This window comes from Sphingomonas sp. BK235, assembly GCF_004345855.1.
Taxonomy (GTDB): Bacteria; Pseudomonadota; Alphaproteobacteria; order Sphingomonadales; family Sphingomonadaceae; genus Sphingomonas.
Genome location: NZ_SLXN01000002.1, coordinates 294527 through 317385 on the forward strand (window position 1 = coordinate 294527; position 22859 = coordinate 317385).

The window sequence follows — 22859 nt, forward strand, 5'->3', positions numbered from 1 at the left end:
GCGTCACGCCGCCTTGAGCCGGCCGGGAACCTGGCGCAGGCTGGCGAGCGCGGCGGCCTCGCCCTCGGTGCCGCTCTCGTGATATTCGGCGTCCTCGTTGACCGCCCAGGTGTCGTACACGCGCGCGCCGGCCTGGATGTTGCGGACCGTCAGCATCGCGGTCATCATCGCGTGGTCCTGGTTGTTGTAGCGGTGCATGCCGTTGCGGCCGACGCAGTGGAGCGTGGGGTAGCGCCCCTCCAGCTCGCGCCGCAGCATGTCGACGTTCTGCGCATAGTCCTCGTCGTAGACGGGATAGGCCTTCTCCTGCCGCACCACGGTGCCGCCGACGACGTGCGACGGGTCGCACAGCCCCAGCGCCGCCATCTCGCGCGTCGCCAGCGCGACCAGCTGCTCGTCGCTGGAGGTCCACAGCCCGTCGCCCTCGAAGCAGAAATATTCCAGGCCGACGCAGGCGATCGTGGGATCGGGCACCATCTCGGGCGACCAGGAGCGGAAGTTCTGGATCCGCCCCACCTTCACCTTGGGATCGTGGATGTAGATCCAGTTGTCCGGGAACAGCTCGGGCGCGCGGATCATCAGCGCGACGGTGAGGAAGTCGCGATATTTCAGGTTCGCGGCCTCGGGCAGCGAGGCGGGCAGCGGATGGATGCGGCTCGCCAGCTCGCGCATCGGTGCCGAGGAGATCACGTGCGCGGCGTCGAGCGTGGTAATGCCCGTCTGGGTGGTGGCGCTCACCGTCCAGCGCCCGCTCGGCGCATGGTGGTGGATCTGGCGCAGCGCGTGCCCCATCAGCACGTGCCCGCCGCGCTCGACGACGCGGTCGCGCGCCGCCTCCCACATCATCCCCGGCCCGAGCCGCGGGTAGCGGAAGTTCTCGAGCAGGGTCTTGGCCTGCATCCCGTCATTGGGGCGCTTGTTGAGCCCGAGCGAGCGCTTGACCCCGTCGATCACCGCCTTGCCGAGCGACAGGCCCTTGATTCGCTGCGCCGCCCAGTCCGCGCTCATCTCGTCGCACGGCATGCCCCAGACCTTCTCGGTATAAGTCTTGAAGAAGATCGAGTAGAGCATGTGGCCGAAGGCGTTGACGGTCCAGTCCTCGAAGCTCCGCACGCGCCGTCGCGGCAACAGCTGCGCCTTGGCGAAACTGGCCATGCACAGCGCCGAGCGGACGATGCCGAGATGCCCCAGCGCCTCGAACGCGCGCAGCGGATAGCTGTAGAACTTGCCCTCGTAATAGATGCGGCTCATCCGCGGGCGCTCGATGAAGTCGTGCGGCAGGATCTCGTTCCAGAGATCGACCACGTCCTTCGACTTGGAGAAGAAGCGGTGCCCGCCGATGTCGAAGCGGAAGCCCTGGTGCTCGACGGTACGGCTGATCCCGCCGACGTAGCGCTGGTCTTTCTCCAGCACCGCGACGCTAAAGCCCGCCTTGGTGAGCAGATAGGCCGCGGTGAGCCCCGCTGGACCGGCACCGATGATGGCGACGTCCACCGTTCCCGTCGCGCCAGCCCCAGAACCCGCCATCGTCCTCGCCCGATCCTGTGACCCGTGATGGCGAGGAGATGCCGGAATTTGGTTGATGGACGGTTAACGACGTAGGAGGTCGCTTGGGTCGTGACTTAGCTCGCTCATGATCATTCTGCGCGTGCGCTGTCGCTCGTCGCCGAACTGCGCGAGACCGCGCGCCGGACGGGCGATGCCGCCGCGGCTTTCCCGAGGCTCCGCGCATCCGCCGCCGTTTTTGGCGAGGAGACGGCATCCTCTACTCCATCGCGCCGCATCGGGTCTTCGCACATCGCACCATCGGGCCCGGGCAGATTGTCGATCACCGATCCCTCTGGTGTGAACCAGCGTGGTGCTCCTGCGGCCGCAGGAGCCCAGAGCCGCGAGCGTCGCGCCTGCGGCCCTAGGCTCCGGCGTTCGCCGGAGCACGGCTCAAGCGGTTTAGGTCCCGCTCTAGAATGACCGTGCCGCATCTCTTTGGGAGCATGTTTCGCACCTTATCGACACCGCGATAGCCTCGCCCCATCATCCCCATCTCGCCGCCGCATCCCCGCCCAGATCGCGCGCCACCCACGGTGGCGGTGGCGCGGTCGCGCGCGGCTGGTCTATAGCGAGGGGTGATGCGGCTTCTTCTCCACCGGTTGCCGGCGCTGCTGGCGCTCGCCTCGCTCCTGTTCTCGGCCGTGGCGGCGAGCGCGCAGGGCAACAGCTTCGATCTCGTCGGCCCCGCGCTGACCATGTCGGTGACGCGCGACAAGGTGACGCTGCCGATCGGCCAGGTGCCGGGACTGCGCGCGGGCGACCAGCTCGAGCTCAAGGCCGACCTGCCCGAGGATCAGGCGGCGCGCTACCTGCTCGTCCTCGTGTTCCTGCGCGGCGCGACCAACCCGCCGCCCAAGAACTGGTTCTACGAGGCCGAGACGTGGAACCCCAAGAAGGCGACGCTCAGCGTCAAGGTGCCCGAGGGCGCGCAGCAGGCGATCGCGCTGATGGCGCCCGAGACCGGCGGCGGGTTCAACGCGCTGGTCAAGGCGGTGCGCGGCCGCCCCGGCGTGTTCGTCCGCGCCGCGCAGGATCTGTATCAGGCCTCGCTCGACCGCGCCCGATTGGAGACCTTCGTCACCGGGGTCGCGCGCGCCGAGGAGAGCGCGCCCGAGCGGCTCGTCCCCGTTTCCACCGCGCTCGCCAGCACGCTGGGGATCAAGCTCAACGCCGATTGCCTCGCGCGCAGCCGCGCGCTCCAGGCCGCGTGCCTGACGCAGAACCGCGACGGCATGGTGCTCCAGACCGGCGGCGGCGCGGCCTCGATGATCGACGTGATCGGCGGCACCACCACCCAATTCGCCTACAGCCTCGCCGCCACCAAGGAGGGCGGCGCGGGCGAGTTCAGCCCCTATATCTCGCTGGCGCGGGATTTCGCGCGGCTGTTCGGCGTGTTCCGCAGCGCCGACTATCAATATGCCCCCGCGCTGGCGGTGGGGCAGAACGACCGGCTGCGGCTCCAGCTCAACACGCCGCCGTCGTTCCAGAATCCCAAATCGGTGCTGGTCGCGCCGCTGCCCCCGATCGGCTCGGCCGCGCCGCCCCCGTTGCGCGCCGCGCTCAAGGACGCGGTGTGCCTCGCCAAGCCCGGCCTCGTGCTGCCGCTGGAGGACGCGCCGCTGGTGTTCGCGACCGATTACGCGCGCGCGCTGACGCTGCGGCTCGCGCTGGCCGACGGCAAGACGGTGGAACTGCCGGTCACCGCCGATGCCGAGCGCGGCGGGCTGGTGGTCGGGCCCGACGCGCAGAAGCTGGGCGCGAGCACGATCGGCGAGGCGACGCTGACCGGGCGATGGGGCTTCGACAGCTTCACCGGCCCGCGCTTCCCGCTGCAGAATGGCGCCCCCGCGGCGTGGCAGCCCAAGCCCGATGACACGGTGGTGGTCGGCCGCGACGCGCCGCTGACGCTCCAGGGCGGTGCCGCCTCCTGTGTCGAGCAGGTGTCGCTGCGCGACCGCGCGGGATCGGTCCGGGCGGTGACGTGGAAGGCGAGCGCGTCGGACGAACTGACCGCGACGCTGCCGCTCCAGCGCGCGCGTCCGGGAGACCTTACCGTGCTGGTGTCGCATTACGGCGCCGCCGCGCCCGCGCAGCTGACGCTCAAGGGGCAGAGCGAGGCAAGCCGGCTCGAGGGCTTCACGCTCTACACCGGCGACAAGGAGGGGCGGCTGGTCGGCGCGCGGCTCGATCAGGTCGCCTCGCTCGAGGTGGCGGGGCTGCGCTTCGCCGCGGGCGCGCTGACCCGCGACATGGGCGGCGGCGACCGGCTCGCGCTCACCACCGACGCCAATACCGAGATGGTCGCGACCGGGACGACGGATGCCAAGGTGACGCTCAAGGACGGGCGCACCACCGAGGTCCGCGCGACGATCACCCCGCCGCGCCCACGGCTCGAGCTGGTCAACCGCAGCGTCGCCGCGCCCACCGCGCCGGATCGGCTCGCGCTCGAATTGCCCGAGTTCGCGCTCGCCCCCGAGGCGACGCTCACCTTCTCGGCGCGCGCGGTCAACACGCGGCTGAGCGCGGGCGATCTGATCGAGGTGGCGACGGCCGACGACAATGCCAGCGCCAAGCTCAGCGTGGCGAGCGGCAAGCTCCAGCTGATCGGCAGCGACGTCGCGGTCGCCAGCTTCGCGCCGCGCGAGGCGCTGGGCGCCGCGGCGACGGGGGCGATCAAGATGCGACTGGTGCAGGGCGAGCTGGTCGGTGACTGGCAGCCGCTGGCGCGGGTGGTCCGCCTTCCCGACCTCACCGGGGTGACGTGCGAGGGCGCCGACTGCACGCTCCGCGGGCAGGAGCTGTTCCTGATCGCGGCGGTGGCGAGCGACGCGGCGTTCCAGAAGGCGCAGACGGTGCCGCTCGGCTTCGTCGGCAGCGAGCTGGCGGTGCCGCACCCGGTCGCGGGCGCGCTCTACCTCAAGCTCCACGACGCGCCCGACGATGTCGTCAAGGTGATCGTGCCGGGAGGCAGCGCGAAGCCGCCGCGCTGAGGCCCGTCGCCCGCGCGCCGCTCTGCGCTATCGCGTGCGGCGGCCTGAGTCGAACCGCCGGCCCGCAAAATGCGCTCAGGCGGCGGCGCAGCGCGCCGTGCCACGCCAGCGATAGCCGCCACGGTGCAGCGCGCGCCGCACCCGCGCGAGCGGGCGGTCGACGTAGTGGAACATCAGCGCGGCATAGCCGAAGGAGAGCGGATAGGCGATCGCCGCCCCGGCGCCGCGCCCGAGGCCGGTGAGCTGCATCACCACTGCCAGCAGCAGCAGGTGCGAGAGATAGAGGCTGTACGAATAATCGCCGACGCGCTTCATCGGCGCCGCGGCGAGCAGCCGCGCCACCAGGCCGCGCGACTGGAGCACCGCGGCGAACAGCACGAAAAAGGCGAGCGACTGGAGCGAATAGCGCAGCGTCTGGCGGAACAGCTCGTCGCGGATCACCAGCGTCGCGGCGAGCAGCAGCAGCGCGCCCGCCACCTCGCGCCGGCGCGGCCGCCACGCCGCCGTGCCGTCGAGCACCGGGTTGCGGTACAGCGCGAGGCACGATCCGGCCAGGATGCTGTCGATCCGCGTGTGCGACCAGTAATAGAGCTGGTCGAGCGGGTCGCCCGCGAGCGCATGGCCGCCGCGCACCAGCAGCACCACCGCGCACAGGCCAGCGCACAGCAGCGCCGCGCGCGCCGGGCTCAACTTGCGCAGCACGCCGATATAGAGCAGCGGGAAGGCGAGATAATAATGTTCCTCCACCGCCAGCGACCAGATCGGCATGCTGGCGATCCCGCCGTTCCAGCCGAAGCTGTCGGTGTAATTGTTGAGGAACAGATATTGCGCCGCCACCGCGGGTGCCGACAGCCCCGGCTGGTTGACCGCCTCGATCACCCCCGCGAGCGTGAGCACGAGCCCGATGGTCAGCGTGATCCACATCGGCGGTACGATCCGCAGCACCCGCCGCGCGTAGAAGCCGCGCAGGCTCACCGCCGCGGTGCGCGTCTGCTCGACCCGCATCAGCGTGGTGATGAGATAGCCGGAGAGGAAGAAGAAGGCGGAGACGCCCAGCCCGCCCGGCACGATCCGCTCCAGCCCCGCGTGCGAGAGCATGACGATCGCCACCGCGACGGCGCGAATGCCGTCGAGCGGCGCGATATGGCCTGGCGTGCCGCTCGCGCGGCCGTCGTCGCTCACCACAGCAGCTTCCCCACCCCAGAGATCAGGCACGCCGGGCGGTCGAATCGTGCGACGATTCTCTCACCGGACAGGATTGCCTTACCACCGCACCGCGGCGCAGCCGAAGCGACGATGACTTGTACAAAATCCCGATCTGCTTCGTATCAGGACAATGAACCTAGCGTTTACCTTGAGGCTTTACTGTAAGACCCGAGCGTCAGCCCGGATCGTCGAGCGTGAACAGGTCGCCCGCCTCGTCATAGGCGAACAGCTCGGCGTAGCGGCCCCATTCGGTGACCGCGCGCAGCGTCTGATCGGCGAAATCGGGCGAGAGCGACTCCTCGAGCGTGTCGCGGAACAACCGCGCCGGCACCTGATGGCCCGGCCGCGCGTCCAGCGCCTCGCGGATCGCGCTCGCGAGCGGGACGTGGCCGAGCAGTGCCGCGCGGAACAACGCCTTGCGCTGGTCGACGTCCTCCTGCGCGAAGGTCGCCCCCGCCGCGGTGAGCGCCACCTCGCCGTTTGCCAGCGCGACGAGGCCGAGCTGCTGGAGCGTCTCGACGATCGGGAACAGCTCGTCCACCTCGAACTGGAGCGTGTCACCCAGCGCCGCGAGCGGCGCACTTCCCGCGAAGGGCGCCGCCTCGACCTCCTCGATCAGCCCGGCGAGCGCGGTGACCGACACCGGTGCGAGCGCGCGCGCGATCGCCGGTGCCGCGGCCTGCGCGGTCTCGCGCATGGGCGCGGGCCGCTGCGTCATCTGCGCATAGATCCGCTCGACCAGCGCGCGAAACGCCGGATCGAGCCGGTCGCGCGGTTGCGGCAGGTCGATGCGGAACTCGGCGACGATCCGGCCGGGGTTGGAGGAGAGCACCAGCACGCGGTCGCTCATCAGCACCGCCTCCTCGATATTGTGCGTGACGATCAGCATGGCGGCGATGCCGAGCCGCCCGTCGCCCCACCATTCGATCAGGTCGCTGCGCAGCGTCTCCGCCGTGAGCACGTCGAGCGCCGAGAAGGGCTCGTCCATCAGCAGCAGCGACGGCTCCACCACCAGCGCGCGCGCCAGCCCGACGCGCTGGCGCATGCCGCCCGACAGCTCGCGCGGGAAAGCGTTCTCGAAACCGTCGAGCCCGATCAGGTCGATCGCGGCGAGCGCGCGCCGGCGCCGTTCGGCCGCGGGCACCTTGCGCGCCTCGAGCCCGAGCTCGACGTTCTGGAGCACGGTCAGCCACGGCATCAGCGCGAACGACTGGAACACCATCGCCACCGAGCGCGGGCGGCCATCCGCGCCTGGCGTGAAGTCCAATGTCCCCGCGTCGGGCGTCACCAAGCCGGCGATCGAGCGCAGCAGCGTCGACTTGCCCGAGCCCGAGCGGCCGAGTAGCGCCACTACCTCGCGCTCGTGGACCGTCAGCGCGACGTCGTCGAGGATCGGCGGGCCGTCGGCGCCGCCATAGCGGTGGCTCAGCGCCGCGACGGTGACGAGCGGGGGGGATTGCTGCGCCATCTGCGCCTCCTTCACGACAGCCGCAGCCGGCGCTCGGCCAGCCGGTAGAGCGGGCGGAACAGCGCCCGGTTGATCGCGATCACCAGCGCGGACATCACCAGGATGCCGAGCAGCACGCGCGCCTCGTCGCCCGCGGCGGTGGCCTCGGCGATATAGCTGCCCAGCCCCGCCGCGGTCAGTCGCGTGCTACCCCAGCTCACCGCCTCGGCGACGATGCTGGCGTTCCACGAGCCGCCGCTCGCCGTCAGCGCGCCGGTGACGTAATAAGGGAAGATCGCCGGCAGGATCAGTCGCCGCCACCATGCCCAGCCCTTGAGCCCGAAGAGCCGCCCCGCCTCGCGCAGGTCGCTCGGGATCGCACTGGCGCCGGCGATGACGTTGAACAGGATGTACCATTGCGTGCCGAGTCCGATCAGCGGGGTCAGCCAGATGTCGGGGTCGGCGTGCCAGCGCACGATCAGCACCACCGCGACGGGGAACAAAACGTTGGCGGGAAAAGCGGCGAGGAACTGCGCGACCGGCTGGACACGCGCGGTCCAGCGCGGGCGCAGCCCGATCCACACGCCGATCGGTACCCAGACGAGGCTCGCCGCCACGATCAGCACCGCGACGCGCACCAGCGTGTAGAAGGCCAGCCGCGCCACCAGCAGCGCGTCGCCGAGCCCCAGCCGTGCCGCCAGATAACGCGCCGCGAGCAGCGCGGCCGCGGCCGCGGCGAGCGCGACCGCCACCTGCCACACGCGCTGCGCCCGCGCCGCGCGTCGCGTGGCGACGTCGTGCTCGCCGAAGACGCGGCGCTGGCGGACCGGGCGCGGCGCGGGATCGAGCAGCAACACGGCGCTCGCCAGCGCGCGCCATGGCGCGACCAGCGCGGGGAGCAGCCGCGCGCGCCGCAGCAGGTCGAACAGCCAGGAGCGCGGCGGCGCGACGCTGGCGGTCTGCTCGACGCGGAACCGGTCCGCCCAGGCGATCGCGGGCCGGAACACGAGCTGGTCGTAGAGCAGGATCACCGCCGCCATGGTCGCCACCGCCAGCGCCACCGCGCCGAGATCGCGCCGCTCGATCGCCAGCCCCAGCCACGAGCCGACGCCGGGCAGCATCACCTGCGTCCGCCCGACGCTGATCGCCTCCGAGGCGACGACGAAGAACCAGCCGCCCGACATCGACAGCATCGCGTTCCACACCAATCCCGGCGCGGCGAACGGCAACTCGACGCGGAGCAGCCGGCGCAGCGGCGACAGGCCGAAGCCGCGCGCTACCTCGGCGAGATCGTCGGGCACCTGGCGCAGCGACTGGTAGAGGCTCAGCGCGATGTTCCACGCCTGGCTGGTGAAGATCGCGAAGATCGCGGCGCACTCGACGCCGAGCCGGCTGCCCGGGAACAGCCCCATGAAGGCGGTGACGGTGAACGTCAGGAAGCCCAGCACCGGCACCGACTGGAGGATGTCGAGCGCGGGAACGATCACCAGCTCGGCGCGGCGGCTCTTGGCCGCGGCGGTGGCGACCACGACGCTGAACAGCAGCGAGGCGGCGAGCGCGGCGAACAGTCGGAGCGTGGTGAGCAGCGCATAATAAGGCAAGGCGCGCGGATCGGGCGTGATCGGCTCGAGCTGGAGCCGGCGGAGCGGCTCGACCGCGTCATGCGCGCCCGCGGCCACCGCCGCGCCGAGTCCGGCGAGCAGCGCGAAGAGCGCGAGATCGGGCCAGCCGAGCGCGATGCGACGCGCTCCCGGCGGCGTGGCGGCGCGGCCGAACGGGCGGGACAGCATCAGGCGGTCCTGTCAGGCGGCGCGGCGGTGCGCCGCCACCATCGCGCGCAGCAGTCGCGCGCGATGGAGTGGCACGGCGGCGAGCGCGGCCCGGATCGCGCGCCCGCGCGCGGCGGCGCGAAGGGCGAGCAGACGCCGGTCGGGCGCGTGCGCGGCGGAAGCTGGATCGGTCCGGCCCGCGCCATGATTCGGTGAAGGCGACACCCTTGAAAGAGCCGCGCAACGCGCCGCCACTACCGTCATCCCGGACTTGTTCCGGGATCCACGCTTCCGCGAGGGCAACGCACCGTCGTTCTGCGGCACCGTGGATCCCGGACCAAGTCCGGGATGACGGACGGTGTCACAAAGGTCCCGCGGGCGCTGGGCTCCTGCGTGCGCAGCAGCACGCTGGCCATCAGGCGAGAACAGGTCGAATTCAGGCGCGCGCGCGACGGCACGCGGGTCATGTCGGGTCATGGCGACCTCCATCGGGGTTCCGGTGACGGGACCCGGCGGCGGTCGGCTCAGGTCAGCGCGTGCGGACCCAGCGAGCCACCGACGGCCCCGTGCGCTGACGTGCGGTGACGGCGAAGCGGGAGCTTCGACTGTCTCCGTCGTCGGACGTGGGACTAGATCGGGGCATCGGTGCGCGTTTCTCCGAGTCGCGCGCGGGGTGCGCGGACGCCCTGCGGCATACGCCCGCGCTCACCTCGATCAACCCCCTAAGGCCCGAGGCGACTGGCCCAGCATGGCGAGACGTGGCGCCTCGGTGCGCGTCAGCGCGTGTCGCGCGGTGGCAGGTCGATCGCCGCAATCCGCATAGGGCCGCTCGCCCGCGCGGTCAGCGTGGCCGTGTCCACAGCCGCGGGTCGCGCGGCACGTCGGCGATCCGCTGTCGCCTGGCCGCCTGCCACGCCGCGCGCGCGATCCAGCCGAGCTTCTCGCGCTTGCTCGTGGTGACGCGATGATCCCAGGCATGCGCCCCGCGCGCTGCCACGCGCCGCGCGATGTCGCCGTAGATCCCTGCCGCCGCCAGCACCGCCCAGGCTGAGCGGTAGGACAGCGCCTTGGTGCCGACGCGCGCGCTCGCCTCGTGCAGCTCGGCGCGCGTCGCCAGCCGACGCGCCAGCACCACCAGCCGGTCGCGGAACGGCGGCTTCATGTGCTGTCCGGGCGGCACGTCCATCTCGGCGAGCCACTCGTCGGGGAGGTAGCAGCGCGCCACCCGATCGTCCTCCTCGATGTCGCGCGCGATATTGGCGAGCTGGAAGGCCAGCCCGAGGTCGCAGGCGCGGTCGAGCGTCGCCTCGTCCTCGGGCGGCACCCCCATCACCACCGCCATCATGCAGCCGACCGCGCCGGCGACATGGTAGCAATAACGGTACAGGTCCGCTTCCGAGCGCGGGTGCCAGTCGTCGGCATCGAGCTGGAATCCGTCGATCAGGTCGGTGACGAAGCGGTGCGGCAGCCGCGTCTCGCGCGCGACCACGCCGAGCGCGTCGAACGCCGGGTCGCCGGTCGGCTCGCCCGCGAGCGCGGCGGCGCTGAGCCGGCGCACCTCCGCGACGCGCGCGGGCGCGTCGGCGACCACGTGGCGGTCATGGCCGTGATCCTGCCCGTCGACGAGATCGTCGCAGCGCCGGCACCAGGCGTAGAGCAGCCAGGCGCGCTCGCGCACGTCGGGCGCGAACAGCTGCGACGCGGCGGCGAAGCTCTTCGAGCCGCGCGCGATCGACTCGCGCGCCGTCGCCACCAGCGCGGCGCGCGCGTCGGTCACGCGTCCCACCTCACCGACGCGCGCTCACAGGTCGCTGGCGGCCATGCGGACGATCGGCTGAGTCGGCGCGTGCGCCGCCATCGCGTCGAGCAGCTGCTCCAGCGTCTCGCCGACGATCAACAGGTCGCGGTGCTGTGCGCGCAGGAAGCCGACCTCGCCCATCTTCGCCCAGAAGGCGACGAGCTCGTCGTAATAGCCGCGCGCGTTGAGCAGCCCGACCGGGTCGGCGTGATAGCCGAGCTGCGCCCAGCTCAGCGCCTCCCACAATTCGTCCATCGTGCCGGTGCCGCCGGGCAGAGTCACGAAGCCATCGGCGAGGTCGGTGAAGAGCTGCTTGCGCTGGTGCATGCCGGGCACGACGTGGAGCTCGGTGAGACCGCGATGCGCCACCTCGGCATCGACCAGCGCCTGCGGGATCACCCCGATCACCTCGCCCCCCGCCGCCAGCGCCGAGTCGGCGATCGCGCCCATCAGCCCGAGCCGCCCGCCGCCATAGACGACGCCGATGCCGCGCTCGGCGAGGCCGCGGCCGACCGCGCGCGCGAGCTCGAGGTAGAAGGGATCGGCGGGGGTGGCGGAGCCGCAGTAGATGGCGAGGCGCTTCATGGCGCGAGCGCTAGGGGAAGCGCGGGCCGGGGGCAATGGCGCGCGCGGCCGCTCCGGCGCTCAGCGGCGCGATGCCGTCGCGACTGGCGGGGCCGGGCAGCCGTCACCCGCGCGCGCGACGTAGCGCGGCGGACGACCGTCGACGACGACGGGCACCAGCGTGACATTGTGCCAGCACGCGGCGATGCCGCCTGACTCGTAGCGGACGACCCACTCGTCGCCCCGTCGATCGGCGCGGATGAAGCGCTGGCGCGGCGCGCCGGGGTGGCGGACGTCGATCGCGTCATGGCGCGGCCCCGCGTCGGCGATGCCGCTCGGGGCGAGGTAGCGCGCCAGCTCGAGCCGCGCCGCCGCCGGCAGCGCGCGCATCGTCTCGACCGCGGCACCGCGCGCGCCGCAGCTGGGCGGCGCGGCGGTGGTTGTCGTCAGCAGCATCGCGGACAACAGCGTGGCCGGCATCACCGTTTCCTTCGGCGCGCAGCGAAGCAGATGCGGCGGCGCTCGTCACCTCGGCGTCGCCAGATCGCGGCCGTCGATCGATACCCTTCTCCGAGGATTGGCGCGCCATGAGGACTCGTCTGTGACACGTCCGGAACGCTCTTCACCTTCCGTCACCCCGGACTTGTTCCGCGGTCTACCGCGCCGCACACTCCTAACCCGTTGTCGTTGTGGAAGGGTGGATCCCGGAGCAGGTCCGGGATGACGGACGAGTTTTGTAGAGTAATCCATGAGGGACTGGGACGATGTCGTCGCGACCGGGCGCGCGCTGCCGCAGGTGGTGGTCAGCACCAGCTACGGCAAGCCGGCGCTGCTGCTGCGCGGCAAGATGCTGGCGGCAACCACCGCGCCCGACCCGGGCAGCTTCGTCCTCCACGTCGCGCTGATCGAGAAGGAGGTGCTGATCGAGACCGATCCCGCCACCTTCTGGGAGACCGACCATTATCGTGGCTGGCCCGCGGTGCTGGTGCGCTACGGCACCGACGCCGATGCACGGATTGCGCTGCTGCTGAAGCGGGCCTGGTGGGACCGCGCGTCGGTCACGCAACGACGAGCGCGCGGCGAGCGGCCGTGAGTGGCGCGAGCGATGTCGTCGGCGGGGCAGTTCGCCGAAGCGGGTCAGACCACATCCGCAGGACTTCGCGACCTTCGCTAAGCTGAGGGTTCGGAGGTGACGTATGTCGCTGATCGACCGTTACGTCCCCGTCGGCCTCTTCCGGGAACGCCACCACCGGCGAAGCGGGGCTTCCGCGGCCGCGGTCATGGCCGCTGCTCGTTCCTTCAGACCCGAGGACGACCCACTCTTCCGGCGACTGATCGCGCTGCGCGAGATAACGCGTCTCGTTCGATCACAGCCGGGACGGACCTCGCGAAGCCGGGCGTCGTCCTTCGGCATCGACGACTTCACGCTCATCGAGGAGACGGCGGACGAGATCGTCTACGGACTGGCGGGACGATTGTGGCGCCCAACGATCGAGTTGGTGCCATTGGCCGATGCGCCCTCATTCCTCGCGCAGTGCGACCCCGGCACGGTCAAGCTGGCGCTGAACCTCGCCGTCAGACCGATCAGCCAAGGACGCGTCGAGTTGGTGACCGAGACACGCGTCGCCTGTGCCGACCGCGCTGCGCTCCTTCGCTTCGCGCCATATTGGTGCGTGATCCGCCCGGTCAGCGGGCTGCTGCGCCGTCGCATGCTCGCCGCCATCTGCCGCGCGGCCGAGGCGACCTCGGCCTAGCGACCCAGCATCAGCGCCGCGGTCGCCTTGGCGCTGCCCACCACGCCGGGTATGCCCGCGCCCGGATGCGTGCCCGCGCCGACGAAATACAGGTTGGGGATCGCGTCGTCGCGGTTGTGGACGCGGAAATAGGCGCTCTGCGTCAGCACCGGCTCGAGCGAGAAGGCGCTGCCGAGATGCGCGTTGAGGTCCGCCGCGAAGTCGCTCGGCGCGTAGCTGAACTTCGTCACGATCCGGTCGTGGATGTCGGGGATCAGCCGGCGCCCGACCTCGTCGAGGATGCGCTGCTCCAGGATCGGGCGCACCGTCTCCCAGTCACCGGTGTACTTGCCCATGTGCGGCACCGGCGCGAGCGCATAGAAGGTCGAGCAGCCCTCGGGCGCGAGACTCGGGTCGGTCACGGTGGGGTGGTGAAGGTAGAGCGAGAAATCCTCGCTCAGCACGCCGTGATCGTAGATGTCGTCGAGCAGCCCCTTATAGCGCGGGCCGAACAGGATCATGTGGTGCGGGATGCCCGGCCACGTCCCGCGAATGCCGAAATGCACCACGAACAGCGACGGCGAGTAGCGCTTGCGCTCCAGCCGCGCCGCGGTCCGCTTGGCCGCGCCCGAGCCGGGCAGCAGGTCGCGGTAGACGTGGAGGATGTCGGCGTTGGCGGCGAGCATGTCGGTCGGCGTGTTCCAGCCGCTGGCGGTCTCCACCGCGGTGACACGGTCGCCCAGCGTCTCGATCCGCGTCACCGCGTCGTTGAGCCGCAGCGTGCCGCCCAGCCGCTCGAACAGCGCCACCATGCCCGCGATCAGCCGGTTGGTGCCGCCGCGCGCGAACCACACGCCGCCGTCGCGCTCCAGCTTGTGGATCAGCGCGTAGATCGCGCTGGTCGTCATCGGGTTGCCGCCCACCAGCAAGGTGTGGAACGACAGCGCCTGACGCAGCCGCTCGTCGGCAACGAACTTGGAGACGATCGAGTAGACTGAGCGCCACGCCTGATATTTGGCCAGCGCCGGCGCCGCCTTGATCATCGACGCGAAGTCGAGGAAGGCGACGTGGCCGAGCTTCTCATAGCCCTCGCGGTAGACGCCGGCGGAATAGTCGAGGAAGCGCGCGTAGCCCGCGACATCGGCCGGGTTGAGCTTGGCGATCTCGGCGCGCAGCACCGTGTCGTCGTTGGTATAGTCGAAATTGGTCCCGTCGGGCCAGTTAAGCCGGTAGAAGGGCTGCACCGCCTCCAGCGCGACATCGCTCGCCATGGTCTGGCCAGAGAGCGCCCAGAGCTCCTCCAGACAGGCCGGGTCGGTGATCACGGTCGGCCCGGCGTCGAAGGTGAAGCCGTCGCGCTGCCACACATAGGCGCGCCCGCCGGGCTTGTCGCGCGACTCGAGCACGATCGTCTCGACCCCGGCCGATTGCAGCCGGATCGCCAGCGCCAGCCCGCCGAAGCCGGCACCGACCACCACCGCGCGCGTCATGCCGCGCCCCGCAACGCGGCGATCGCGCGGCCGAGCGGCACCGGTGGGCGCCCGCTCAGCACGCGCACCTTGTCGAGCGCGGTCGAATGCGCCGCGTAGAAGCGCGCCACCAAAGGCGCTGGCAGGCGGTAGAAGCGTTCCAGCACGCGATAGCGCTGGTCGGGGTCGGCGGCCTTGAAGAGCATGAGGTCGAGCATCCGATAGAAGCGCCGCGCCGCCCACAGCCGCGCCGCATAGGAGTAAGTGAGATCGTGGAGCGCCGCACCCGAGAAGTCGTGCTGCGCCGCGACCAGCTGCGCCAGCCGCACCGCGTCGGGCAGCGAATAGCCCGTGGTGGGATGAAACAGCCCCGCCCGAACGCCCGCCTTGGCCAGCTTGCTCCCGCCGCTGCGCCAATAAGCCTCGAAATCGCCGCCATGGACCACGGGCAGCACACCCTGTTCGCGGTGAAGCGTCTCCGCGATCGTCCAGCCGCTCGCCGCGGCATAGGCCTCTACCCGCGCGGCCAGCGCGGGCACGTCGAGCGCGGGCGTGTCGCTGTAATAGGTGTCCTCGACGAGCAGCCGGTCGCCGCTGAACGGCAGCAGATAGACGAAGCGATAGCCGTCGATCTGCGGCACGGTCGCGTCCATCACCATCGGGCGCGCCACCCCGTGCGGCGCGGTGGTGCGCACTTCGTGGCCGACGAACTTCTGCCACCCGCAGTCGAGCAGCGCGAGATCGCCCGCGCCACGCGCGTCGATCACCCCGGTCGCGGTCAGCCGCTCGCCGTTGGCGAACACCACCGCGGTCGGGCTGCAGGCGAGCACGCGGCGCGAGGTCATCAGCGCGCGCCGCGGCAGCGTGGCGCGGGCGTGCGCGTCGAGCCCGGTCGAGCGGACGGTGTAATAGGCCTGGGCGAGCTGGCGCGCGTGCGCGGGAAAGCGCACGTCATAGCCGGGCCACGCATGCGCGACGAGCGGCGCGATCAGATGGCGGTCGGCGCGCGCGATGTCGCCCGCGAAGAAGGACCAGAGATGGTTGCCGCCGATCCGCTCACCCGCCTCGATCAACCGCACGTCGAGCAGCGGATGGCGGAGATGGACCGCGAGCGCGATCAGGGCACCGGCGAGCCCGCCGCCGACGATCGCCAGGTCGCATCTCAGGGTGGCGGGCATGACCCGGCGCTAACCTATCGCGGCCCGACGGGGAAGACCGCGCGGGCGACATCGCCGCGGCGAGTCGCCCGGGAGGAGGAACGGGGCGGTGCCCCGTCCGGCCTCAGCCGTCGTAATCGGCGCCGAGATTCTGGTTGCGCGGCGGTGCCACCGCGGTGAGACGCAGCGCTTCGGCCGAGGCGGCGAGGCTGCCGATCGCGTCGGCCTCCTCCTCGTCGTCGATCTGGACGCGCTGGAGGCTCTGCACCACCGACTCGTGCAGGTCGTCGGGACGCACCGTCTCCTCGGCAATTTCGCGCAAGGCGACCACGGGATTCTTGTCGCGATCGCGATCGATCGTCAGCTCGGCACCGCCCGACACCTGCCGCGCGCGCTGGGCGGCGAGCAGGACCAGATCGAAGCGGTTCGGGATCTTGTCGACGCAATCCTCGACGGTGACGCGCGCCATCGCGTATCCTCTTGTCGGTAACTCAGGGAAGAGTGCGCCTCTAGTCGAGCACCGGCCAGCCGTCAAGGAACCCGCCCGCCGCGCCGAGTCGCCCGCGCGCTTGCCCGGGCCGTCGCGAGCCGGCATCTGGGAGCGATGGACGACGCCCCCGCGCAGCCGACCTTCACCGTGGAGGGCAATCGGCTGACCTTGCTCGACACCGGCCCGCGCCGGCTCGACGGATTGATCGCGCTGATCGAGGGCGCGCGGTGCTCGCTGCGCGTGCTCTATTATATCTATGCGGACGATGCCTCGGGCCGGCGCGTCAATGCCGCGCTCGCCGCTGCGGCGGCACGCGGCGTGCGAGTCGCGCTGATCGTCGACGGCTTCGGCAGCGACGCCGCCGAGCCCGAATTCTTCGCGCCGCTCGAGCAGGCGGGGGTGTCGGTGTGCCGCTTCTCGGCCCGGTTCGGGCGGCGCTACCTGTTGCGCAACCACCAGAAGCTGGCGCTCGCCGACGCCGAGGACGACGCCGCGCGGATCATCATCGGCGGCTTCAACATCGAGGACGATTATTTCGGCACGCCGCGCGAGCAGGCGTGGCGCGACCTCGGATTGCTGGTGGAAGGGCCCGCGGCGGCGCGGATGGCGGGCTATTTCGACGCGCTGGAGCAGGGCATCCACGGCGGTGGACGCGTGCGCCGGCTCAACCGCGCGCTGGCGCGATGGAGCGAGGACGAGGGGCGGCTGCGCTGGCTGATCGGCGGGCCGACGCGCGAGCTGTCGCCCTGGGCCCGCGCGATCCGCGACGACATGCGCCGCGCCGCGCGGATCGACGTGATCGCGGGCTATTTCACCCCGAGTCCGACGCTGCTGCGCGCGCTCGAACGCGCCGGGCGTCGCGCCGCCGCGGTGCGGGTGGTCACCGCGGCGACATCCGACAACAATGTGACGATCGCCGCGGCGCGCTTCACCTACGCGGGGCTGCTGCGCCGCGGGGTCGAACTGTTCGAATATGCCGCCACCAAGCTGCATACCAAGCTCTATGTCGTCGACGACGCGACCTGGATCGGCAGCGCCAACCTCGACATGCGCAGTCTCTTCATCAACCTCGAGCTGATGCTGCGGATCGACGACGCCGCCTTCGCCGCGCACGTGCGCGCCTATGTCGAGGGCGAGATCGCGCAGTCCACCGCGATCACGCCCGAGGCCTATCGCGCCGCCACCGGCTGGTGGCAGCGGGCCAAGCAGTTCGTCGCTTATGCGCTGACCGCCGTGGCCGATCCCGCGATCTCGCGCGGGCTCAACTGGGGGATCGACTCGGAGTGAGCCGCGCCGCCCGCCCGGCATAATTGTGCGACAAATCCGCCGTAGCGGGCTGTCCCGCCCGATCGCGGCGCGAGGGAGCAAGTGATGCGCGTGTTGTACCTTCTGCTGGCCTCCACCGCGCTGCCCGGCGCGGTGCCGCCCGCCATCGCGCAGCAGGCGCCGCCGCCCGACGCGAGCGCGGGCACGGTGGCACCGACCGGGAGCGCCGCCGCCACCCCGCCGCCACCCGCGACCACCGCGGTGCAGTCGAGCCAGGCCACGCCCGAGTCGGACCCCGCCGAAGCGGCGGCAGAAGGGGAAAGCGAGGACGAGCCCGCCGACATCGTCGTCACCGGCTCGCGCGGCCAGCGCGGCGCGGTGGTGGGGGACATCACCCCGGAGGAGCAGCTCTCCCAGGCCGACATCCGCAGCTATGGCGTCAGCTCCGTCACCGAATTGCTCAACGAGCTCAGCCCGCAGACGCGCTCCGGGCGCGGCGCCGGCGGCGCGCCGGTGGTGCTGCTCAACGGCCGGCGCATCTCGGGCTTTCGCGAGATCCGCGACCTGCCCACCGAGGCGATCGCGCGCGTCGACATCCTGCCCGAGGAGGTCGCGCTCAAATACGGCTATCGCGCCGACCAGCGCGTGGTGAACTTCGTGCTGCGCCGCCGCTTCCGCGCGGTGACCGCCGAGATCGAGGACCGCTTCGCCACCGAGGGCGGCCGCAATGCGCCCGGTGCCGAACTCGACCTGCTGCGCATCCGCGATCAGGGCCGCGTCAACCTCCATCTCGAATATAACCGCGCCGACTCGCTCACCGAGGCCGAGCGCGACATTCGCCAGGCGACCAACACCGCCGCGATCGACGGCAATATCGCGACGCGCGGGCGGCTCGCGATCGATCCGCTGTTCGGCGCCGCCACCTCTCTGGGCGTTCCGGCGGTGGCGGCGACCCGCGCGCCGCTGCTGGGCGAGTTCAGCGCGACGCGCAACGTCACCGACCAGTCGACCTATCGCACGCTGCTGCCCGAGCAGCGCACCTTCTCCGCCAACGGCACCTATGCCACGACGATCCTCGGCGACGTCGCCGCCACGCTGAACGCCACGGTCGACCATAGCAAAACCGAGGCGCTGCGCGGGCTCGCCGAGCTCGACCTCGCGTTGCCGGTGGGCAGCCCTTTCTCGCCCTTCGCGGTGCCGGTGACACTGACGCGCGCATTCGACACGCTGCCGCCGCTGACTCAGCAGGTCGAGACCACCCAGCTCCACCTCGGCGGGACGCTCAACGGCGACAAGGGGCGCTGGCGCTGGTCGGTGACGGGCAACCTCGACCGCGACACCAGTGACACCGTGACGCAGACGGGATTCGACGGCAGCGCGCTCCAGGCGCGGCTGACCGCGCTCGACCCGCTCGCCAACCCTTATGCGCCGCTGACGCTCGCGCGCGCCGGCGACAATAAAGCGCGCTCGACCGCGACCAGCGCGGGGCTGGACGCGCTGGCGAGCGGGCCGCTGTTCGCGCTGCCCGCGGGCGACGCCAATGCCAGCCTGCGCATCGGGGCCTCGACCAGCGACTTCACCAGCCGCTCGGTGCGGTTCGGCACGCCCGTCGCGGCCGATATCGGGCGCGACATCGCCTCCTCGCAGCTCAACCTCGACCTGCCGATCGCGAGCCGCGCCGAGGGCGTGCTCGCCTTTCTCGGGAACCTGTCGTTCAACGGCAATGTCGCGGCCGATCGGCTCTCCGACTTCGGGACGCTGTGGACCTTCGGCTATGGCGCCAACTGGCGGCCGATCGAGGGCGTGCGGCTGATCGCCTCGGTGACCGACCAGGAGGAGGCGCCCAGCGCGGCGCAGCTCGGCAATCCGGTGGTATCCACCCCGGGCGTGCGCGTGTTCGACTATGTCCGCGGCACCACCGCCACGGTGACGACGGTGACCGGGGGCAACCCCACCTTGATCGGCGACAATCGTCACGCGCTCAAGCTGGGGCTCGACGTCAAGCCGTGGGGCGGGCGCGACATCCGCTTCCGTGCCGATTACACGCGCCAGTCGACCGACGAACCGATCGCCAGCTTCCCCAGCGCGACCGCGGCGATCGAGGCGGCCTTCCCCGACCGTTATTCGCGCGACGCGCAGGGCAATCTGCTGCGGATCGACACCCGCCCGATCAACTTCGCCAAGCGCGAGACGTCGCAGCTCCGCTACGGCGTCAACTTGTCCTTCCGGCTCAAGTCGAAGATCCAGAAGGAGCTGGAGGCCTATCGCGCGGGTACCGGACCCAATCCCTTCGCGGGGATGCGCCCGCCGGGCGAGCGGCGCGGCGACCGCGACCGCGACCGCGACCGCGACCGCACCCGCCCCGACGGCAGCGCCACGCGCGGTGGCGACACCACGGGCGCCGCGCCGGCCGCAAGTACGCAGGGCGCGGACGCGCCGGCGGCCGGCGGGAACGGTCGCGCCGGTGGACCCGGCGGGGGTGGCTTCGGTCGGTTCGGCCGCGGCGGCGGCGCGCAGGCGGGCGGGCGGCTCCAGTTCGCGCTCTATCATACCTGGCACCTCACCGAGCGCGTGACGGTGGCGGACACCGGCCCGGTGCTGGACCTGCTCGACGGCGATGCGATCGGCAGCGCGGGAGGACAGCCGCGCCACGAGCTGGAGGGGCAGGCGGGCTATACCAACAACGGTCTGGGGGCGCGGCTGTCGGTCAATTTCCAGAGCGCCACGCGGGTCAACGGCGGTACCCCGGCGGCACCGGAGACGCTCGATTTCGGCAGCATCGCGACCGCCAACCTGCGGCTGTTCGCCGATCTGGGCGGGCGAATCGACTGGGTCCGCGCGCATCCGTGGATGCGCGGCACGCGCGTGAGCCTCCAGCTCGACAATCTGTTCAACACGCGCCAGCGCGTCACCGACCAGGCGGGCGAGGTGCCGATCGGCTTCCAGCCGGGCTATCTCGACCCGATCGGGCGCACCGTGCGGCTGTCGCTGCGCAAATTGTTCTACTGAGGACGACTCTTCGTCCCTTCGTGTCAGGTCGTAATCAGCGTGCGCTCAGCCCCACCGCGGCCGCGAGCCAGGCCGCGGCCTGTTCGGGCGAGCGTTTGTCGGCGTCGCGATCGACCAGGTAATTGGCCCGGCGCATCGTCGCCACCGGGATCCGCCCGACCAGCGGCGCCAAGGCGGCGCGGAAGCGCGCGTCGTCGCGCCGCGCCGGCGCGACCAGCAGCACCGCGTCGTAGGACGGGATCGCGCCGCGGGGGTCGCCGAGCACGGTCAGCCGCTCCGCCGCGATCCGCCCGTCCGAGGAGAAGGCGCTGATCACGTCGGCGCGTCCGCTCGCCAGCGCGCGATACATGAAGGTCGGGCTGTACGGCGTCGCCGCCGCGAAGCGCAGCGGATAGGCCGAGCGGATCGCGGTCCATTCGGGTCGGTCGAGGAACTCGAGGTCGGCGCCCAGCCGCAGCCCCGGCGCCGCCGCGACCAGATCGTCGAGCGTCGCGATCCCGCGCGCGCGCGCGTCGTCGCCGCGCATCGCGAAGGCATAAGCATTCTCGAAGCCGAGCGACCCCAGCAAAGTGACGCCGCGCGACGTCTCGGTCCAGCGCGCCAGCTCTGCCACCAGCCGCGCGCGCGAGGGCGTCTCGCGCCGCGCCATCGCGCCGGTCCACAGCGTGCCCGCGTAATCGACGTAGACGTCGATCGCGCCGCTCGCCACCGCGCCGAACGCCACCGCCGAGCCGAGCCCGTCGCGATAGCTCACGCGATAGCCCGCGCGCTCCAGCCGCGCGCCGATCAGCCGCGCCAGGATATATTGTTCGGAGAAGTTCTTGGCGCCGACCACCACCGATCGCTCGCCGCCGTCGCTGTGCCACAGCGGGGCGCTCGCCGCGGCGCCCGCCGCGACCAGCAGCGCGAGCGCCGCCGCCATCCGCCGCCACTGCCGTCGCCCCGCGGCGCGCTCGGCGATGCCCAGCACCGCGTCGACCGCGAGCGCCAGCGCCGCCGCGCCGACGCAGCCCGCCAGCACCAGCGTCCACGCCTGGGTCTGCAGGCCGGCGAAGATCAGGTCGCCGAGGCTCGGCTGGCCAACGGTGGTGGAGAGCGTCGCGGCGCCGATCGTCCACACCGCGGCGGTGCGCACCCCCGCCATCGCGACCGGCAGCACCAGCGGCGCCTCCACCCAGCGCAGCTTCTGCCCCGCGGTCATGCCGATCCCGTCCGCCGCGGTCAGCAGCGCGCGGTCGATCCCGGCGAGTCCGGTGACGAGATTGCGCACGATTGGCAGCAGAGCGTAGAGCGTCAGCGCGAGCAGCGCCGGCAGGAAGCCGAGCGCGGGCACCGCGCGCCCGAGCAGCGCGCCGAGCCACAGCAGCGCCGGATAGAAGAGCGCGAGCAGCGCGAGGCTGGGGATCGTCTGCACCAGGCTGGCGAACCCCAGCACCGCCGCGCCGAGGTGGCGCCGGCGCGCTGCGAGCAGACCGAGCGGCAGCGCCAGCGCCAGCGCGAGCAGCAGCGCGGCGAGCCCGAGCAGCAGATGCTGTGCCGCCAGCGCGGGGACGCGCGCGAACGCGGCGTTCATGCCTGCGCCCCGCGCGCGAGCGCGGCGAGCCGCTCGCCCTGCGCGCGCGGCACCGCCACCAGCGCCGCGGCGGTGGCGCCGCCCGCGCCCGCGAGCAGCGCGGCCGGAGTCTCGTCCGCGACGAGGCGGCCGCGCTCCATCACCAGCACGCGGTCGGCGGCGAGCAGCGCCTCGGCCATGTCATGGGTCACCATCACCGTCGTCAGCGCCAGCTCGCGGTGAAGCCGCAGCACCGACCGCATCAGCGCCTCGCGCGTGACCGGGTCGAGCGCGCCGAACGGCTCGTCCATCAGCAGCAGCCGCGGCCCGGTGACCAGCGCGCGCGCGACGCCGACGCGCTGGCGCTGCCCGCCCGACAGCGCGGCGGGGAGCCGCGACGCCAGCGCCGCGGGCAGGTCGACGAGGTCGAGCATCGCCGACACCCGCGCCGGATCGCGCCTTCCCGCCACGCGCAGCGGCAGCGCGACATTCTCCGCGACGCTGAGATGCGGGAACAGCCCCACCTCCTGGAACACATAGCCGATCCGGCGGCGCAGCAGGTGCGGTGGCCCGGCCGCCACATCCTCGCCGTCGATCGTCACGCGGCCGTCGCTCGGCGCCACCAGCCGGTTGACCGTGCGCAGCAGCGTCGACTTGCCCGAACCCGAGGGGCCGACCAGCGCGACGAAGCTGCCCGGCGCGACCGTCAGCGACACGCCGTCGAGCGCGACGGTGCCGTCGGCATAGACTTTGGCGACGCGCTCGAACGCGATCGCCGGGCCGCTGGCCGGCAGGGGCAGCGATTGTGCTGGCATCGCGCGCGACGATGCGGGAAGCCTGCGCCACGAACAAGCGTGAAGA

The 22859-nt window shown here is 71.8% G+C and carries 19 protein-coding genes; 5 read left to right on the top strand and 14 right to left on the bottom strand.

Annotated elements, in window-relative coordinates:
* Window positions 1-3: 3 nt before the first annotated feature.
* Together EV292_RS06965 and EV292_RS22540 are read right to left on the bottom strand one after the other, a co-directional pair.
* Window positions 4-1527, bottom strand: coding sequence for an NAD(P)/FAD-dependent oxidoreductase (locus EV292_RS06965; protein ID WP_132908482.1), 1524 nt, complete (start codon window positions 1525-1527; stop codon window positions 4-6).
* Window positions 1528-1637: 110 nt separating this feature from the next.
* Window positions 1638-1832: a hypothetical protein gene (locus EV292_RS22540; RefSeq protein ID WP_165927038.1), complete on the bottom strand. Its 195-nt coding sequence runs from the start codon at window positions 1830-1832 to the stop codon at window positions 1638-1640.
* 294 nt (window positions 1833-2126) lie between these two features.
* On the opposite strand from EV292_RS22540, the gene EV292_RS06970 reads away from it, so the two are divergent.
* Window positions 2127-4538, top strand: coding sequence for a hypothetical protein (locus tag EV292_RS06970; protein ID WP_132908483.1), 2412 nt, complete (start codon window positions 2127-2129; stop codon window positions 4536-4538).
* A 75-nt stretch (window positions 4539-4613) separates the two neighbouring features.
* Here the strand turns inward: EV292_RS06970 and EV292_RS06975 are convergent, their stop codons facing one another.
* The 7 genes from EV292_RS06975 to EV292_RS07000 form a co-directional block, all read right to left on the bottom strand.
* Entirely contained in the window at window positions 4614-5720 is a 1107-nt protein-coding gene (locus EV292_RS06975; protein ID WP_132908484.1) for an acyltransferase, read from the bottom strand.
* A gap of 199 nt (window positions 5721-5919) precedes the next feature.
* Window positions 5920-7212, bottom strand: a complete 1293-nt coding sequence (locus tag EV292_RS06980) for a nitrate/sulfonate/bicarbonate ABC transporter ATP-binding protein (RefSeq protein ID WP_132908485.1) — start codon at window positions 7210-7212, stop codon at window positions 5920-5922.
* An 11-nt stretch (window positions 7213-7223) separates the two neighbouring features.
* Window positions 7224-8981, bottom strand: a complete 1758-nt coding sequence (locus EV292_RS06985) for an ABC transporter permease subunit (RefSeq protein WP_132908486.1) — start codon at window positions 8979-8981, stop codon at window positions 7224-7226.
* Between the two features lie 12 nt (window positions 8982-8993).
* Window positions 8994-9437: a hypothetical protein gene (locus EV292_RS22545; protein ID WP_165927039.1), complete on the bottom strand. Its 444-nt coding sequence runs from the start codon at window positions 9435-9437 to the stop codon at window positions 8994-8996.
* Window positions 9438-9801: 364 nt separating this feature from the next.
* Window positions 9802-10737, bottom strand: coding sequence for a phytoene/squalene synthase family protein (locus EV292_RS06990; protein WP_132908487.1), 936 nt, complete (start codon window positions 10735-10737; stop codon window positions 9802-9804).
* 24 nt (window positions 10738-10761) lie between these two features.
* Window positions 10762-11343 carry a TIGR00730 family Rossman fold protein gene (locus tag EV292_RS06995; RefSeq protein ID WP_132908488.1) on the bottom strand — a complete coding sequence of 194 codons (582 nt, stop codon included), beginning with the start codon at window positions 11341-11343 and terminating at the stop codon, window positions 10762-10764.
* A 60-nt stretch (window positions 11344-11403) separates the two neighbouring features.
* Window positions 11404-11802 carry a hypothetical protein gene (locus tag EV292_RS07000; protein WP_132908489.1) on the bottom strand — a complete coding sequence of 133 codons (399 nt, stop codon included), beginning with the start codon at window positions 11800-11802 and terminating at the stop codon, window positions 11404-11406.
* 268 nt (window positions 11803-12070) lie between these two features.
* On the opposite strand from EV292_RS07000, the gene EV292_RS07005 reads away from it, so the two are divergent.
* Together EV292_RS07005 and EV292_RS07010 are read left to right on the top strand one after the other, a co-directional pair.
* On the top strand, window positions 12071-12415 hold the full coding sequence (locus tag EV292_RS07005) for a hypothetical protein (RefSeq protein WP_132908490.1): 345 nt from the start codon (window positions 12071-12073) through the stop codon (window positions 12413-12415).
* 103 nt (window positions 12416-12518) lie between these two features.
* Window positions 12519-13076, top strand: a complete 558-nt coding sequence (locus tag EV292_RS07010; RefSeq protein ID WP_132908491.1) for a hypothetical protein — start codon at window positions 12519-12521, stop codon at window positions 13074-13076.
* On the opposite strand, the gene EV292_RS07015 is transcribed toward EV292_RS07010, so the two are convergent.
* From EV292_RS07015 to rpoZ, 3 genes are all read right to left on the bottom strand, one after another.
* Window positions 13073-14545, bottom strand: a complete 1473-nt coding sequence (locus tag EV292_RS07015; RefSeq protein WP_132908492.1) for a phytoene desaturase — start codon at window positions 14543-14545, stop codon at window positions 13073-13075. The genes EV292_RS07010 and EV292_RS07015 overlap by 4 nt on opposite strands.
* Complete coding sequence (gene crtY / locus EV292_RS07020; protein WP_132908493.1) at window positions 14542-15702, bottom strand: lycopene beta-cyclase CrtY; 1161 nt, start codon at window positions 15700-15702, stop codon at window positions 14542-14544. Before crtY ends, EV292_RS07015 begins: the two co-directional genes overlap by 4 nt.
* A 103-nt stretch (window positions 15703-15805) precedes the next feature.
* Window positions 15806-16150 carry a DNA-directed RNA polymerase subunit omega gene (gene rpoZ, locus EV292_RS07025; protein ID WP_132908494.1) on the bottom strand — a complete coding sequence of 115 codons (345 nt, stop codon included), beginning with the start codon at window positions 16148-16150 and terminating at the stop codon, window positions 15806-15808.
* Window positions 16151-16285: 135 nt separating this feature from the next.
* Between rpoZ and EV292_RS07030 the strand changes: the two genes are divergently transcribed.
* Both EV292_RS07030 and EV292_RS07035 read left to right on the top strand, forming a co-directional pair.
* Window positions 16286-17458 (top strand): phospholipase D-like domain-containing protein, encoded by a 1173-nt coding sequence (locus EV292_RS07030; protein WP_132908495.1) that lies wholly within the window; start codon window positions 16286-16288, stop codon window positions 17456-17458.
* Between the two features lie 84 nt (window positions 17459-17542).
* Window positions 17543-20446: a TonB-dependent receptor gene (locus EV292_RS07035; protein WP_132908496.1), complete on the top strand. Its 2904-nt coding sequence runs from the start codon at window positions 17543-17545 to the stop codon at window positions 20444-20446.
* Window positions 20447-20480: 34 nt separating this feature from the next.
* On the opposite strand, the gene EV292_RS07040 is transcribed toward EV292_RS07035, so the two are convergent.
* Both EV292_RS07040 and EV292_RS07045 read right to left on the bottom strand, forming a co-directional pair.
* Window positions 20481-22019, bottom strand: coding sequence for a glycine betaine ABC transporter substrate-binding protein (locus EV292_RS07040; protein ID WP_132908497.1), 1539 nt, complete (start codon window positions 22017-22019; stop codon window positions 20481-20483).
* The gene (locus EV292_RS07045) at window positions 22016-22813 is read right to left on the bottom strand and encodes an ATP-binding cassette domain-containing protein (protein WP_132908498.1); all 798 of its coding nucleotides are present in this window, start codon (window positions 22811-22813) and stop codon (window positions 22016-22018) included. Before EV292_RS07045 ends, EV292_RS07040 begins: the two co-directional genes overlap by 4 nt.
* Window positions 22814-22859 lie beyond the last annotated feature (46 nt).

Bases quoted from the DNA above. Each gene is read 5' to 3' on its own strand.
- EV292_RS06980 (WP_132908485.1), bottom strand. From the start codon at position 7,212: ATGGCGCAGCAATCCCCCCCGCTCGTCACCGTCGCGGCGCTGAGCCAC.
- EV292_RS06970 (WP_132908483.1), top strand. From the start codon at position 2,127: ATGCGGCTTCTTCTCCACCGGTTGCCGGCGCTGCTGGCGCTCGCCTCG.
- EV292_RS07035 (WP_132908496.1), top strand. From the start codon at position 17,543: ATGCGCGTGTTGTACCTTCTGCTGGCCTCCACCGCGCTGCCCGGCGCG.
- EV292_RS07045 (WP_132908498.1), bottom strand. From the start codon at position 22,813: ATGCCAGCACAATCGCTGCCCCTGCCGGCCAGCGGCCCGGCGATCGCG.
- EV292_RS06995 (WP_132908488.1), bottom strand. From the start codon at position 11,343: ATGAAGCGCCTCGCCATCTACTGCGGCTCCGCCACCCCCGCCGATCCC.
- EV292_RS07005 (WP_132908490.1), top strand. From the start codon at position 12,071: ATGAGGGACTGGGACGATGTCGTCGCGACCGGGCGCGCGCTGCCGCAG.
- EV292_RS06965 (WP_132908482.1), bottom strand. From the start codon at position 1,527: ATGGCGGGTTCTGGGGCTGGCGCGACGGGAACGGTGGACGTCGCCATC.
- EV292_RS22545 (WP_165927039.1), bottom strand. From the start codon at position 9,437: ATGACCCGACATGACCCGCGTGCCGTCGCGCGCGCGCCTGAATTCGAC.
- rpoZ (WP_132908494.1), bottom strand. From the start codon at position 16,150: ATGGCGCGCGTCACCGTCGAGGATTGCGTCGACAAGATCCCGAACCGC.
- EV292_RS06985 (WP_132908486.1), bottom strand. From the start codon at position 8,981: ATGCTGTCCCGCCCGTTCGGCCGCGCCGCCACGCCGCCGGGAGCGCGT.
- EV292_RS07010 (WP_132908491.1), top strand. From the start codon at position 12,519: ATGTCGCTGATCGACCGTTACGTCCCCGTCGGCCTCTTCCGGGAACGC.
- EV292_RS07000 (WP_132908489.1), bottom strand. From the start codon at position 11,802: ATGCCGGCCACGCTGTTGTCCGCGATGCTGCTGACGACAACCACCGCC.
- EV292_RS07040 (WP_132908497.1), bottom strand. From the start codon at position 22,019: ATGAACGCCGCGTTCGCGCGCGTCCCCGCGCTGGCGGCACAGCATCTG.
- EV292_RS07015 (WP_132908492.1), bottom strand. From the start codon at position 14,545: ATGACGCGCGCGGTGGTGGTCGGTGCCGGCTTCGGCGGGCTGGCGCTG.
- crtY (WP_132908493.1), bottom strand. From the start codon at position 15,702: ATGCCCGCCACCCTGAGATGCGACCTGGCGATCGTCGGCGGCGGGCTC.
- EV292_RS07030 (WP_132908495.1), top strand. From the start codon at position 16,286: ATGGACGACGCCCCCGCGCAGCCGACCTTCACCGTGGAGGGCAATCGG.